This window comes from Acinetobacter sp. YH01009, from assembly GCF_013420765.1.
Classification (GTDB): domain Bacteria; phylum Pseudomonadota; class Gammaproteobacteria; order Pseudomonadales; family Moraxellaceae; genus Acinetobacter; species Acinetobacter amyesii.
On record NZ_VOYE01000012.1, the window covers coordinates 19,342 to 33,951 of the forward strand.

The 14,610-nt window shown below is 40.9% G+C and carries 13 protein-coding genes; 7 read left to right on the forward strand and 6 right to left on the reverse strand.

What is annotated here, in order from left to right:
- Positions 1-50: 50 nt before the first annotated feature.
- On the forward strand, positions 51-1,175 hold the full coding sequence (gene thiO, locus FTT76_RS11780; protein ID WP_180050378.1) for a glycine oxidase ThiO: 1,125 nt from the start codon (positions 51-53) through the stop codon (positions 1,173-1,175).
- 21 nt (positions 1,176-1,196) lie between these two features.
- Here thiO and FTT76_RS11785 read toward each other — a convergent pair whose 3' ends face one another.
- From FTT76_RS11785 to FTT76_RS11795, 3 genes are all read right to left on the reverse strand, one after another.
- Complete coding sequence (locus tag FTT76_RS11785; protein WP_168379055.1) at positions 1,197-2,132, reverse strand: TIGR01777 family oxidoreductase; 936 nt, start codon at positions 2,130-2,132, stop codon at positions 1,197-1,199.
- Between the two features lie 66 nt (positions 2,133-2,198).
- Complete coding sequence (locus FTT76_RS11790) at positions 2,199-2,648, reverse strand: ABZJ_00895 family protein (RefSeq protein WP_168379056.1); 450 nt, start codon at positions 2,646-2,648, stop codon at positions 2,199-2,201.
- Positions 2,649-3,042: 394 nt separating this feature from the next.
- Positions 3,043-3,987, reverse strand: coding sequence for a GGDEF domain-containing protein (locus FTT76_RS11795; RefSeq protein WP_180050375.1), 945 nt, complete (start codon positions 3,985-3,987; stop codon positions 3,043-3,045).
- A gap of 184 nt (positions 3,988-4,171) precedes the next feature.
- Here FTT76_RS11795 and FTT76_RS11800 point away from each other — a divergent pair, with 184 nt between their 5' ends.
- The 3 genes from FTT76_RS11800 to FTT76_RS11810 all read left to right on the forward strand — a co-directional run bounded on the left by FTT76_RS11800 (position 4,172) and on the right by FTT76_RS11810 (position 9,539).
- On the forward strand, positions 4,172-4,549 hold the full coding sequence (locus FTT76_RS11800) for a VOC family protein (RefSeq protein ID WP_180050372.1): 378 nt from the start codon (positions 4,172-4,174) through the stop codon (positions 4,547-4,549).
- A gap of 133 nt (positions 4,550-4,682) precedes the next feature.
- Entirely contained in the window at positions 4,683-5,936 is a 1,254-nt protein-coding gene (locus tag FTT76_RS11805) for an exonuclease SbcCD subunit D C-terminal domain-containing protein (protein ID WP_373685663.1), read from the forward strand.
- A gap of 9 nt (positions 5,937-5,945) precedes the next feature.
- Complete coding sequence (locus tag FTT76_RS11810; RefSeq protein ID WP_180063882.1) at positions 5,946-9,539, forward strand: AAA family ATPase; 3,594 nt, start codon at positions 5,946-5,948, stop codon at positions 9,537-9,539.
- Between the two features lie 48 nt (positions 9,540-9,587).
- On the opposite strand, the gene FTT76_RS11815 is transcribed toward FTT76_RS11810, so the two are convergent.
- Together FTT76_RS11815 and FTT76_RS11820 are read right to left on the reverse strand one after the other, a co-directional pair.
- Entirely contained in the window at positions 9,588-10,388 is an 801-nt protein-coding gene (locus FTT76_RS11815; RefSeq protein ID WP_078193098.1) for a thioesterase family protein, read from the reverse strand.
- A gap of 193 nt (positions 10,389-10,581) precedes the next feature.
- Positions 10,582-11,268, reverse strand: coding sequence for a YggS family pyridoxal phosphate-dependent enzyme (locus tag FTT76_RS11820; RefSeq protein ID WP_180040456.1), 687 nt, complete (start codon positions 11,266-11,268; stop codon positions 10,582-10,584).
- Between the two features lie 125 nt (positions 11,269-11,393).
- On the opposite strand from FTT76_RS11820, the gene FTT76_RS11825 reads away from it, so the two are divergent.
- Positions 11,394-12,431, forward strand: coding sequence for a type IV pilus twitching motility protein PilT (locus tag FTT76_RS11825; protein WP_078190026.1), 1,038 nt, complete (start codon positions 11,394-11,396; stop codon positions 12,429-12,431).
- A 27-nt stretch (positions 12,432-12,458) separates the two neighbouring features.
- Positions 12,459-13,580, forward strand: a complete 1,122-nt coding sequence (locus FTT76_RS11830) for a PilT/PilU family type 4a pilus ATPase (RefSeq protein ID WP_168379063.1) — start codon at positions 12,459-12,461, stop codon at positions 13,578-13,580.
- 78 nt (positions 13,581-13,658) lie between these two features.
- On the opposite strand, the gene fur is transcribed toward FTT76_RS11830, so the two are convergent.
- Positions 13,659-14,096 carry a ferric iron uptake transcriptional regulator gene (gene fur / locus FTT76_RS11835; protein ID WP_078193101.1) on the reverse strand — a complete coding sequence of 146 codons (438 nt, stop codon included), beginning with the start codon at positions 14,094-14,096 and terminating at the stop codon, positions 13,659-13,661.
- Between the two features lie 112 nt (positions 14,097-14,208).
- On the opposite strand from fur, the gene FTT76_RS11840 reads away from it, so the two are divergent.
- On the forward strand, positions 14,209-14,607 hold the full coding sequence (locus tag FTT76_RS11840; protein ID WP_078193102.1) for an outer membrane protein assembly factor BamE: 399 nt from the start codon (positions 14,209-14,211) through the stop codon (positions 14,605-14,607).
- Positions 14,608-14,610: the final 3 nt, after the last annotated feature.

Genomic DNA, 14,610 nt, shown 5'->3' on the forward strand with positions numbered 1-14,610 from the left:
GGCGTTGCTGAAGTTAAGATCAAACTCATACATTCATCGGTTAAAAGAACATGAATATTGCCATTATTGGGGCGGGTGTAAGTGGTTTACTCACCGCATTGGAATTGGTTGAACGTGGTTGTACGGTGACGATTTTCGACCAACAACGCACAGGTTCCGCTGCATCATGGGCCGGTGGTGGCATCCTCTCCCCGATGTATCCTTGGCGATATCCCAATGAAGTCAATGCGCTCGCACGTTATGGCAAGCAGAGCTACCAAAAATGGAATGAAAAATTAAAACCTATGACTGGGATTGATTTTGAAATTCATGAAACTGGCATGTTGATTTTTGACGAAGATGATTTTGAAATCGGCTTAGATTATGCCCGTTTGCACCAAGACCCGATGCAACAGGCGGATTATTTGCAATCCGAGCAAATTGAGCAGATTAATCCTCACATTTCAGCACGCTTTGCACATGGCATTTATTTTTCACAATTAGCCAACATCCGTAATCCGCGACTTTTGCAGTCTTTAACGGCTTATTTACAGCAGCATCCTAAAGTTCAGATTTATGAGCATTGCCTGATCCACCAATTAAACCGTACGGACAATCGTATCCAGTCCATCACCACCGCAGATGGTACACAACATACAGCAGATCAATTCGTTATTGCCACGGGCGCTTGGTCAGCCGCGTGGAGTGAACAACTGGACATTGAGATACCCGTACAACCCGTACAGGGACAAATGCTTCTCTTTAAAACCCCGCAGAACTGGTTGCCGACCATGTGCATGAATAAAGTCATGTACTTGATTCCACGCCAAGACGGTCATGTGGTTTGCGGCTCAAGTATGCGACAATGTGGCTTTGATACTCAGACAACAAATACAACCTTGCAGCATATTCAAGAATCATGCTTTGACATGGTGCCAGAGCTTGCCAACTTTCCGATTGTGAAATCTTGGGCTGGCCTGCGTCCATCTTCCCCTGAAGGGATTCCGTATATTGGGCAGATGCCAAATTTCGACAATCTATGGGCAAATTTTGGGCATTTTAGAAATGGTTTATGTATGGGACCTGCTTCAGCTCAGTTATTGGCTGAACTGATGACTGGGGAAACGCCTTCATTCAATGCAGACAACTATAGTCCAACTCGCCTGTTTCAAGATGCATTGTTAAGCGTCGAATAATGGTCAATAGGTCAAATTCAACTAAGCCAATAAATCCTGCAAGGCTTCTTTTAACGTCGGAAATTTAAACTCAAAGCCTTGCTGTAATAAAGCAGCTGGCTGAACCAGTTGACCATTTAAAATTAATTGCGATTGCTCACCCAATAAAATTTTAAAAACAATTGCAGGCACATTGAGCCACGGCTTTTTCGCTAATTGACGTGCTGCAATCTGCGCAAATTGAGCCTGTGTCGATTTTTCAGGCGCAACTAAATTAAAAATATGCGGATCGATTGGCGTGGGTTCAAGCAATGCATGTTTTTTCTCTGCTTGTTTCATTAAAAACAGCATACTTCGGATCACATCTTGTATATGTATCCACACAAAAGGCTGCCGACCGGAACCTATTTTGTTGACCAAATTGAGCTGAATCGGTCGCAGCATTTGCGGTAAGATTCCGCCACCTTCAGCCAAGACCACACCTAGTCGTGTGATAATGGTATTTTGTTCAGGAAATTGGCGTGTGACTTGCTCCCAACTTTGGCATAGCTCTGACATAAAAATGGCTTGTGGTGCAGCATTTTCATCGCACACTTTTGTCCATTGTTCTTCAATATCAATACCATAATAGCCAACAGCCGAACCTGAAATAATGCATTTCGGAAAAATTTTACGTTTACGTAAATATTGATACAGCGCTTCTGTGGTTTTGACCCGACTTTCTAATAATTGCTGTTTACGCGTCTCTGTCCAGCGACCTTTGCCGATACTTTCACCTGCAAGATTAATCACATAATCAATTCTGTCATGAGGAATTTGATCGAGCTGCTGTACCCAAGTTAAATGTGGTGATTTAGAAATACGCCCAGCCTTACGACTGAGCCCAATCACTTTATAATCCGCAGCTAAAAGTGCCTTGATGAGATGTGTGCCAATAAAACCGCTGCCACCCGTCAGCAGTACTGTGGGCTGATGCATAATTTGTTCTTATCTATATGAAATAATACTGTTATCTATAGAACAAGATCACCAGATGATCAAGCTTTATGCGCCAAACTTTTGAGAAGCCATCCGCTGTGCTTGCGGACCATAAAACCAATAGGTGATTAAATACAAAGGGATAGCCATCAGTAATAACATGATCACCATTAAACTCATAAACTGAGGATGTTGAACATAGAGCATTAAATTTTGCCAAATTTCAGGATCTTTTCTTGAAAAAATTGCGATACCCAAAAGTACAAAACCAAAATTATATAACCAAAAAATCAGGCTAAAACCTAGGGTAAATTTTTTACGTTCTGCCTGTGTCGGTGCTCTCTGATTTTTATTTAAAAACCGAAATAACACCACGATCATGGCAATCAGATAGGGTACGACCGTTAAAATACCACCCACACCCTGTGGCAATAATGCTGCGATCACACCGCAAATACAGGTCATGATTAAACAAATGAAAAAAAACAAGAAAAAATAACGTGTTAAAGACACCATGACCCTAACCCAAGAAGAAGTTGACACCTAGTATAAAAAAAAATGCATTTTTTTTCATTTTCATGTCAACCAATCTGTAAACGGCTACGTTATATAGGGTACAAGGTCTGTAGCAACCGATGATTTGGACGGCATCCACAATGTTTCGGTGACCTTTTTAAAAGCAATAAGTTTCATTTTGAATTTAAGTATGAACAGCAGCCATCACTTAAATTTGAAATCGATTTTTTGACCGACGATTTCATCATCACTCGAATCGTCGGTCTTTTATTTTGTGCCTTATGTATTCAGCATTTAATTTTTATATTCTACACCCAAAAAAATCAGCCGATAAAATATCGACTGACTAAAAACTTGCTGCAACTTTAAAATAAGTCACAACAGCAAAGCCATGTTATGCAGCACAATAGCGATTACGCCCCTGTCTTTTCGCTACATAGAGGTTTTTATCGACCTGATCCAAAAATTGCATTCGATTATCTAGATCTGATGGAATAATGGTTTTTACCCCCATGCTGAGTGTGACGAGTTCAGACACTGCTGAAGCTTTATGCGGTAATCGTGCAGCACGCACGGCCTCCATAATTCTATCGGCCATCACTGCTGCTGCTGCCTCATTGGTTTCTGGTAAAATCCAAGCAAATTCCTCACCACCAAAACGCGCGACTAAATCACGAGGTCGTGTACAACAAGATTCCAAACTTTTCGCAATTTGACGCAGACATGTATCCCCAATCACATGACCATTCAAGTCGTTGTATTGTTTAAAATAATCCAAATCGATCAGAATTAAACTCAGTGGCTTTTGTGTGCGTATCGCGTTCAACCATTCGCGTTGATAAAAGTCATCAAACAAACGTCGATTGGCAATACCGGTTAAGCCATCTTTATATGAATATTCTTCGAGCTGACGTTGCAATTTTTGTAACTGTTCTTCTTGTTTTTTACGTTCGGAAATATCAAACATAAATCCTACGAGGCAATCTACATCACCATTTGGTTTACGCACGACATGCACAACATCACGTATCCAAAGATATGAACCATCCTCTTTAAGTGCGCGATAATCTGCCTCATGATCTATACCAGCCATCGACTGCGAAACACAATAATTCAGCACAAAATCACGGTCTTCCTCATGCATACGTGATGCCCAGTCCTGAACGGTGCGCCAAGTATTTTGCTTCCAACCGAGCAACTTTTCAATTTGCGGTCCAATATAGCTGAATGTTTTACTGTCCCAATCAATACACCATGGAATGGCTAAAGTAGATTCAAGCAGCGTTTTATATACCATACTACTGGCAAGTTTTTCTTCATCAAACGGATTATTTGGCATACATATGCTCCACGTTTCCCCAAGCAGGTCGAATCAACTAACTCTCCATACAAGCACTGATATACAGGATACCCACAAAAAATAATATTCCTAGTTCTTGGTATTTTTTAAGCTATTTAAAGATTCAACTATTCTAAAGTGAATACTGATTCGCTTATTTTTATAAAAACAAGTATTTATACCAATGAATCAACTCTGTTATTTTGAAATCCAATCCTCAAATCCTGCTCGGGAAATCAGTTTTTATCAATATGTTTTTGCTTGGACCTTTACTGAAGTCAAAGGGTTACCAATCCAATATTATCAAATTGAAACGCAAGGAATTCACGGTGGCTTATTAGAACCTCCTGCAGCGACACCACCAACGCATTGTGGCACCAATGCCTTTACCTGTAGTTTTGAAGTTGAAGATTTCGACCAAATCGCTGAGAGAATTTTGGCGCAAGGTGGTCAAATTGCCATGGAAAAATTTGCGATAGCTGGACAATGCTGGCAAGGCTATTTCTTAGACCCAGACCACAATACCTTTGGCCTCGTACAAGTCGATTCAAATGCACAGTAACAGCTTAGATTGATGACCTTGTAACTGTCGAGAACGACTTAGTTTGACGTATGAATGATTAATCACCCTCGAAAATGTGAACATCTGTGATACTTTAGACCCCAATCAATTTTTTTGATTTTTGGGGGCTTGCATGACTGTTCGTTTTTTTCATACTTCTGATTGGCATTTAGGACAATTCTTCTATAACCACTCACGTGACTACGAACACGAACAGTTTCTTCATTGGTTACTCGAACAAATAGAACAAAAGCAGCCGCATGCCCTGCTGATAGCTGGCGATATTTTTGATGTCATCAACCCAGCTTCCAAAGCGCAAAAACAGCTCTATCAATTTTTAGCCGATGCGCATGTGCGTGCCCCGCACATGCAAACCCTGATGATCGCAGGCAATCATGACTCAGGTTACCGTATTGAACAAGTTGAGCCATTATTAGAAAAATACCATGCCAAAGCTGTTGGCGTGGTCCATAAAAATACTGAAGGTCAGCTCGATTTAGACCGATTACTCGTGCCTATTTATGATGAACACAAAAATATTGTGGCATGGTGTCTAACCTTACCTTTTTTACGGGCTGCCGAGATCACCGGATTCAATGATCAAACCACCAATAGCCAAAACGCTATTACCTATGTGCATCAGCAATTAATTGCGGAAGCCAAAGCACGTAAAACTTCAGATCAAGCCTTAATTTTAATGTCACATGCCCACATGCAAGGCGGTGAAACGTCGGACTCAGAGCGCCCGATTATTATTGGCAATGAAGAAGCGCTTTCGACTGCCCTATTTGATGATGTAATTGACTATGTCGCACTTGGGCATTTGCATAAACCGCAAAAAGTCGCACAGACCCATATCCGTTATAGCGGCTCACCGATTCCCCTGTCATTTAGTGAAATTAATTATAAGCACCAAGTGCTTGAGATCAGTATTGATCCAACTCAAACAGATGAATCACGCTTTCAAATGGGGTCCTTAGCAATTCCGCGCAGTGTGCAATTGCATCGCATCAAAGGCACAATTCCAGAAGTTTTGGCACAATTATCTGCTTTGGCGAGCGGTGAAATTGAAGATATTGATCAGCGTGAATATGTCGAAATTGAATACCATACCGACACCCCGCCTGCACCTAATTTAAGACAGCAGTTTGAAGAGGCTTTAGCGCCAAACCGTTATCGTCTCGTACGGATTAGTCGTCGTTATTTAAATACAGATGTAAATGATTCGAAGCAAGCTGCAATTAACCTTGATCCGCCTACACCAGAACAACTATTTCAAAATCTTTGGGAAAAACAAGGGTACGGTGCTGATGATACCGTAATGAAAGATTTTTTAAGTTTGGTGGATGAAGCACAAAAATCACTTGAAGATGATGCGAACGCTTAAGGAATTGCCATGAAAATTTTATCTATACGTATTAAAAACTTGGCATCTTTAGCGGGTGAACATTTTATTGATTTTGAATCTGAGCCTTTAGCCAGTGCAGGCTTAGTAGCAATTATTGGCAAAACTGGTGCAGGTAAATCAACCATTTTAGATGCCATGTGTTTGGCGCTGTTTAATCGTGTGCCACGTTTAAAAGACAGCGATGGTAAACTGATCGATATCGATGGTTCAGAGTTGCCAACCAACTCACCGCAAACCGTATTACGCCGTGGCACAGGTCAAGGCTTTGCCGAGCTCAGCTTTGTTGCCCAAGACCAAAAAGTCTATTCAGCGCGTTGGGAAATTAAACGTGCCCGTGAAAACCCAAATGGCAAATTGCAAAGCGTACAGCGTTCACTGAAATGCTTAACGGATGGCAGTGTCGTTGCAGATAAAACTAAAGCGGTTGAGAGCCAAATTTTACGCATTACTCAACTCAGTTTTGAGCAATTTACTCGTGCTGTTTTACTGGCTCAGTCAGAAGTGACCGCTTTTTTAAAAGCGCGTGATAATGAACGTGGCGAGCTATTGGAATATCTGACCAATTCCAGTATTTTCGGAAAAATTGGTCAATTGGCCTTTGAAAAAACTAAACAAATTGCCAATCAGCGTAAAGAGCTGGAAAATGTTTTAGGACATATTGAAATATTGTCTGATGAAGATCTAATAACAACCACGAATCAATTCAATACGGTTTCTACAGAATATAAAAAGCTGGAAATAGAAAAATCAGCGTTCGAAAAAAATCAACAGTGGTATGAACAAAAGCAAAAATACGAAACTGATGTGCAAGCACGTCAGCAACAACTACAAAATCAGCAACAACAACTTGATGCACTTGCGCCTGAAAAGCTACAACTGCAACAACTTGAACGCTTTTCATCTATACGCCCAAGTGTAATTCAACAAAAAAATATCAAGCTTGAAATTGCACAATTACAGCCGCAATTGACACATGCACAACAGCATTTTTCAGAGATTGAACAACAATTCAATGCTGAAAAAACCATCTTTGAAAAAATAGATACAGAACAAAAACAACAGCATCAATTTGAGATTCAACATCAAGACAAAATTAAACTGGTGCGTGACCGGATTGCTGAACGTCTTGTATTGGTAGATCAATTACGCAAAGCGCAAGGTGATTTTAAAGAGATTGAAAACCAACTTGTTCCGCATATCAACAATGAAAAACAGATGAAGGAACAGCTTGAGCAACTGCAAACCAATATTGCTCAACACACGGCACAGCTAGAAAGTTCAAATCACTTTGCCTCACTCGATGATGCACTTTCAGCGCATATCACACAGACTCAACGATTTATTCAAAGTTATGCACAATTTGAAAAAAATTATGGCAATGTGCAACAAGCCAATACACAATTACAGACACAACAAAAACAACTTGAAAAATTAACGCAAACATTTGGGCAAGAAGATGCGCTCAATCAGAAAATTTCATCACTACGTTACGAACGTGACCAGCTTTTACAAAAATTAAATCAGCTCAATGTTGTTCAGCAACAATGGCAAAGCTTCCAAAATATTGATGCTGAAAACACCAATCTCATGACGGTGAAACGTACACTAGCTCAGCAAATTAAACAAAGTCATACGCAGCTAAAAACGGCCGAACTTACCTATCAAACGCAGAAAAATGAGCGTGAAAAACTGCAACACATGTTGCAACAACAGCGCTTACTGAATACGGAAAATATTGAAAAATTGCGTGCAGATTTGGTCGATGGCGAAGCGTGTTTAGTCTGTGGAAGTACCCATCATCCTTATTCAGAAAAAGAAGCTTTTTCTGATGAATTACTGAAACTACAAACGCAACAAGAACAACAAGCACTTGCATTGGAAAAAGTGGCTTTCGAAGCTTGGCAAAAATTACAAACCACCTCCACTCAGCAAACCGCGTTAATGGATGCCAATGCGCAACAGCTAGCGACCTTAAAAATACAACTTGATCAGGCAAAAAATGCGCTTCAACAACAATTAAATATTCTAAATATTTCTTTTGATTTTTCACATCAGCATGAAGCCTTGGCGCAACTGATTCAGACAAGAATCAATGAATCACAACAAGCGCAAAAACAAACTGAAGATGCCTTAATTTCACATGAAAATGCTCAAAAACAAAGTCATGCACTCATAACTTCAATTCAACAAACCACACAGCACTTATCCAGTGTGCAACAAGCTGAAATCAATATTCAGCATATTCTCATTGTGTTGAATGACGTAGAAAAAAAATTATGGGAACAGTCGACTTTAAGCGCGGCTAAACAGATTTATCACACACTACAACAACGTCAAAATTACTTAAAGCAACGCCACGAGTTAAATACTCAATATAATCAAACTTCACAACAGCTTGAGCACTATCAGCAACAAATTAAATTTAGTCAGGAAAAAATTCAAACGGCTCAAAATCTAATTGAAAATTTAACAATTGAGGGCAAAAAAAATAGTGATATTGCGATTCAAACTATTTTTGAGATGACCCAAACACAAGTTGAAAAACCACATGATTGGTTAAATGATTTTGACCAAAACAGACAACTGTTACAGACGAGATTCAATCAGGCTCGTCAAACATTCGATCAAGTACGTCAAGCCTTTGAAACCAGTCAAAGTCGCTTAAAAGAATACCTCACCCAGCAAACACAATTAGTCACTCAAATGAGGCATGTTGAAAATACGCTTCAACAATGGATGAGCCAAAATTCAGAATTTAGTGAAACGCTGTTAGCGCAACTTAGTGCAATTTCATATGAACAAGAACAGCAGCTTAAACAGCGTGTTTTAAATGCAGAACGTGCCTATTCAGATGCTCAAGCAGGTATTCAGGCTATTCAAGAAACGTTGAAACAGCATTTAAAAACACAGCCTGAAATACAAATTTTACAAATCGAGCGTGTCATTGCACTAAATCTTAAAGCCCTTGCAGAACAGCAAGAACTTAGAGATCAACTTAAAAGTAAGTTAGATGTTCATTTTTCTAACCTCAGCAAACAAAAACAATTTGCCGATCAGATTCAACAGATCCAATCTGAAGAACATCGTTGGAATAAAATTTCGAGCTTAATGGGCGATGCAACGGGCAAGAAGTTCCGTGATTTGGCGCAGCAATATAACCTTGATATTTTAATCGAGTATGCTAACCAGCAATTGGCGATACTTTCACAGCGCTATACCTTAAAGCGCCTTGAAAATTCCTTAAGTCTAGCCATTATCGATCATGACATGGATGGCGAAACTCGCTCTGTCTCTTCGCTTTCAGGTGGTGAGTCGTTCTTAACAGCACTCGCTTTATCCTTAGCCATTGCAAGCATGGCATCAGGAACAACGAAAATCGAAAGCCTATTTATTGACGAAGGATTTGGCACGCTAGATGCCTCAAGTCTACACATGGTCATGAATGCTCTAGATCAGTTGCAAAACCAAGGCCGTAAAGTAGTATTGATCTCGCATATTCAAGAAATGCACGAACGAATCCCTGTGCAAATTCAAGTCAATCCTGTCGGAGCAGGTGCAAGCACCATCCAAATCGTATCTTAAAAAAAGCCTGCTTAAAGCAGGCTTTATAATTTTTGATTCTCTAGATCATTACGTCCCGAGTGGACGTAGCGTTAAAATCTGTTCACTACGCCCAAATGGGCCATGGACATCATGCAATACAGAACTACTCAAACCAACACCATCCGCTCCATACTGCTGCACGGTTTCCAGACCTAACCACTGTCCCTGTGGTAAACGGTGCAAATGGATTTGTAGATCCAGATTTGGAAAGCCCCAGCCAAATGGCCAATCCTGACGCGGAACAATACCATTGGCGGTATCAACCATGCCCATTAAACGGACAAAATCAGCAGTCGGCTCACCTTCAACCATGTCATGCTGTGTTCTCAGCCACACAATGCCTTGACCTGCACGGCGCCCATGGCTTCTTGCTTCAATCGACTGAATATATCCCCCCGGCCACTGACGGATACCGTCCCAAATCGGCGCAGTTTCTGGCCCAGTCACATCAGCATCCTCCAAACCTTTCACGGACTGGCTATTTTGCGTCATCATGCGCCAAGTGCGTGCCACAATGCAGGTTTTGCCCTGAGCCCGCATTTCAGATTCAATCAGTTCAATGGTTTTTCCCGGACGAATCACTTGCGTGATTATTTCAAACTCGCCAGCAGGAATTAAGCCCAAAATATCGAGGCTAATGCGCCCGATACGCATATCATGACGTGGTGAAAAACGGTCTAATTCAGCACAAATAATGCCTGTAGCTGGTGCCATGTGTTGCTCATGTGCATTCCATGCACCTTGTGCTAAATTGGTCGAATGGTAATGTGCCGTGACACAGCCTTGCGCATCTACGTCGCGTTGAATCAACTGATAATATGCCGTCATGAACTTCCCTATTTGTCCAAGTGTGAATTACTTCAATATCAAAAACATCCTGATTATTTTGTACTCAACTTTAATGGAAAGTTCAAATTAAAAGGCTCACTTTGAACCCATAGGTTTCATCTATTGTGAAAATTTATCTGCTGTGCTTACACTTTATAAGCCTAGTTTTTGAAAGCAGGCTGAATCTTCTGTCCTATTTTGAATAATCACGTGCGCCAAACAATGCTGTCCCCACGCGAACCATCGTTGAACCCGCAGCAATCGCATCAGTCATATCGCCTGACATCCCCATACTTAATGTATCCCAATCTTCAGGTTTCGCATGCTGTGCTTTGACGTGTTCAAAGAGCATTTTGGCATCAGCAAACGCTTGCGGATTGTTTGGAGCAGGAATCACCATCAGTCCACGTAAGCGTAAATTCGGTAGCGTAGAAATCTGTGCGACCAAACCTGCTACTTCATTCGGCTGACAGCCATCCTTCGTATCTTGCGCATCAATATTGACTTGTAGGCAAATATTCAAAGGTGCTTGCGTCGCTTCTCGCTGGCTTGATAAACGCTCCGCAATAATCAAACGGTCTACCCCATGCACCCAAGCAAAGTTTGAAGCCAAATGTTTGGTTTTATTGCGCTGTACATGACCAATGAAATGCCAATCAATCTCTAAATCTGCCAAAGCCTCAATTTTTTCAAGCGCTTCTTGCAGATAATTTTCACCAAATGAGCGTTGCCCCGTTGCATACATTTCTCTTAGCATTTCAGCAGGATGCGTCTTAGATACAGCCAACAATTCAACCGATTGCTGTGGTCGACCCGCAAGTTGGCAAGCCTGCTCAATTTGCTGCAAGACTTGATTTCGTGCTTCTTGAAGTTTATTCATTGACTGGGTTCTCATTTCATTCATCTTTTTTTGCATTGCCCTGCAACTAAGTGTTGGTTAAGCTGTGGGAAAGCCTTATTATTCTATCAAAATAATTAAGATTTAATTTTTATCTCGGGGATTTTATGGACATTACAGAACTATTGGCCTTTGCTGCCAAAAATAACGCTTCGGATTTACATTTATCTTCTGGTATGCCACCAATGATTCGTGTGGATGGTGAAGTTCGTCGTATCAACCTTCCTGCTCTTGAACATAAAGAAGTGCACAAATTGGTTTACGACATCATGAACGATAAACAGCGTCGTGATTACGAAGAAAAATTAGAAACTGACTTTTCATTTGAAGTACCTGGTGTGGCTCGTTTCCGTGTGAACGCATTTAACCAAAACCGTGGTGCTGGTGCCGTATTCCGTACCATTCCTTCAAAAGTACTAACCATTGAAGATCTTGGCATGGGCCAAATCTTCAAAGATATTTGTGAATATCCACGTGGCATCGTATTGGTGACCGGTCCAACAGGTTCGGGTAAATCAACCACGCTTGCTGCGATGGTTGATTACATCAACGACAACCGTTATGACCATATTTTAACGGTCGAAGACCCGATCGAATTTGTACACGAATCAAAAAAATGCTTGGTCAACCAACGTGAAGTACACCGTGATACGCACGGCTTTAACGAAGCACTTCGTTCCGCACTGCGTGAAGACCCGGATATTATCTTAGTCGGTGAGATGCGTGACCTTGAAACCATTCGTTTGGCGCTGACAGCTGCTGAAACCGGTCACTTGGTCTTCGGTACACTCCATACAACCTCTGCCGCAAAAACCATTGATCGTGTGATTGACGTATTCCCTGCTGAAGAAAAAGACATGGTTCGTGCCATGTTATCTGAATCACTTCAAGCCGTAATTTCACAAACCCTACTCAAGAAAAATGGTGGCGGTCGTGTGGCTGCGCATGAAATCATGATCGGTATTCCTGCGATCCGTAACTTGATTCGTGAAAACAAAGTCGCGCAAATGTATTCTGCGATTCAAACGGGTGCCAACTACGGTATGACCACACTCGATCAAAGCTTAAAAAACCTTGTCGCAAAAGGCATTATTAGTACGCAAACTGCACGGACTGCAGCGAAACAACCCGAATCTTTCTTGTAATTTTTTTATTTTTCTGGGGCGATCGTTATGGATTTTAACGGCTTACTTGATTATATGGTGGAGAAAAAAGCATCGGATTTGTTTATTACAGCCGATGTTGAACCCTCGATTAAGATCAATGGGCAAATTTTGCCAATTGGCTCGACTAAGTTACCGGGCCCGACTGTCGGTCAAATCTTACATTCGATTATGTCTGACAAACAGCGTAAGGAATTTGCCGATACGCGCGAATGTAACTTTGCCATTAGTAATACCAGTAAATCTGCTCGTTTTCGTGTCAGCGCCTTTCAACAACGTGACCAGCCAGGTATGGTGCTGCGTCGTATCGAAACCGTTATTCCAACGATGGATGAGTTGAAATTACCGCCGATTTTAAAAGAATTAGCGATGACCAAGCGTGGCATTATCATTTTCGTAGGTGCAACGGGTACAGGTAAATCAACCTCTTTGGCATCTTTGATTGGCTATCGTAATGAAAATAGCAAAGGTCATATCATTACAATTGAAGACCCGATTGAATTTGTACACCAACACCGAGGCTGTATCATTACCCAACGTGAAGTGGGTATTGATACCGACTCTTTCGAAGTTGCCTTAAAAAATACGCTACGTCAGGCACCTGACGTGATTCTGATTGGTGAGATTCGTTCACGAGAAACTATGGACTATGCGATTGCCTTTGCTGAAACCGGTCACTTGGTTTTTGCAACACTGCATGCCAACAACGCCAACCAGGCCATCGATCGTATCATTCACTTCTTTGAAGCAGATCGTCATAGTCAGCTATTCATGGACTTGTCTTTGAACTTAAAAGCAATGGTTGCGCAGCAGTTGATTCCAACCATTGATGGTAATTCACGTCGTGCTGCCATTGAGATTTTGATCAACTCACCTTTAATTTCAGACTTAATCCGTAAGGGTGAAGTGCATGAAATTAAAGACCTGATGAAGCGTTCTCGTGAACTAGGTATGCAAACCTTTGACCAAGCCTTATATGACCTTTATAAAGCCAAGCAAATTAGCTACAAAGATGCGCTCAAACATGCCGACTCACCGAACGACCTGCGTCTACAAATTAAATTGTCTGAAGAAGGCGGTGAGCATTTACTGCGTGCAAATTCAAATATTACCTTTGATGGTCAACATTAATTTTGCTTAAACGCTTTCGGAAATAAAAAACAGACTTCACATGAAGTCTGTTTTTTATTCATTCTCATCCGCATCGGATTATTTTTTACGATATGCTTCTTGGCATTCAGGCGCATCACAATAGCCATAAAGATTTAATGAGTGACCTGTAAGTTGGAAACCAAATTTTTCTGCCACTTGATGTTGCTCATGCTCAATCACATCATTAGTAAATTCCACCACTTTATTGCAGTTTTGACACACAATATGGTCATGGTGATCTTCTTGCATAATCTCAAAAACAGAATGATTGTTTTCAAAATGATGGCGTTGAATAATACCTGCAGCTTCAAACTGTGTTAACACGCGATACACAGTTGCTAAACCCACATCTTCACCCTGTTCAAGTAAAGTCTTATAAATATCTTCTGCGCTTAAGTGATGTTGTCTTGAATTTTCAAGCAATTCCAATATTTTAATTCGTGGAAGTGTAACTTTAAGTCCAGCTTTACGTAAATCTTGATTTGAAATAGGCATGAAAAAAGGTCTCTCAACAAAATTAAAGTTGGAATATGCAACAAAGTTTAGATGCAGTATGATCTATCCTTGGATCAAATGCATCATAATTAATTTGGGATAGTTTAGCAAAATGCAAAAAATCATGCTGACGTTATTTGTCACTTCATTGCTCGTAGGCTGTTCAACCTTGGGCGTTTATAAAGTTGATATTCCACAAGGTACACCTTTAACTCAAGCACAAGCGGCTAAAATTCAAGTGGGAATGAGCCACCAACAAGTTCGCTTTTTGCTAGGTAGTCCAACTGTTGCCGATCCAATGAATCCGTTACGTTGGGACTACATTTATAAGTATACCCCAGGAACATATGCTAAAAAAGCCAAGATTCCTGCTGCACATGGTCAACACTTAAAAATCTTCTTTGACCAAAACGGTATCGTTCAAAAAATTGAAGGCTTAGAAACCATTCCAGAGTCTCAACCTGGCTTACCAGGTTCTAAAGAAGCGATTTTAACTGCGCCACCACTATAGTCG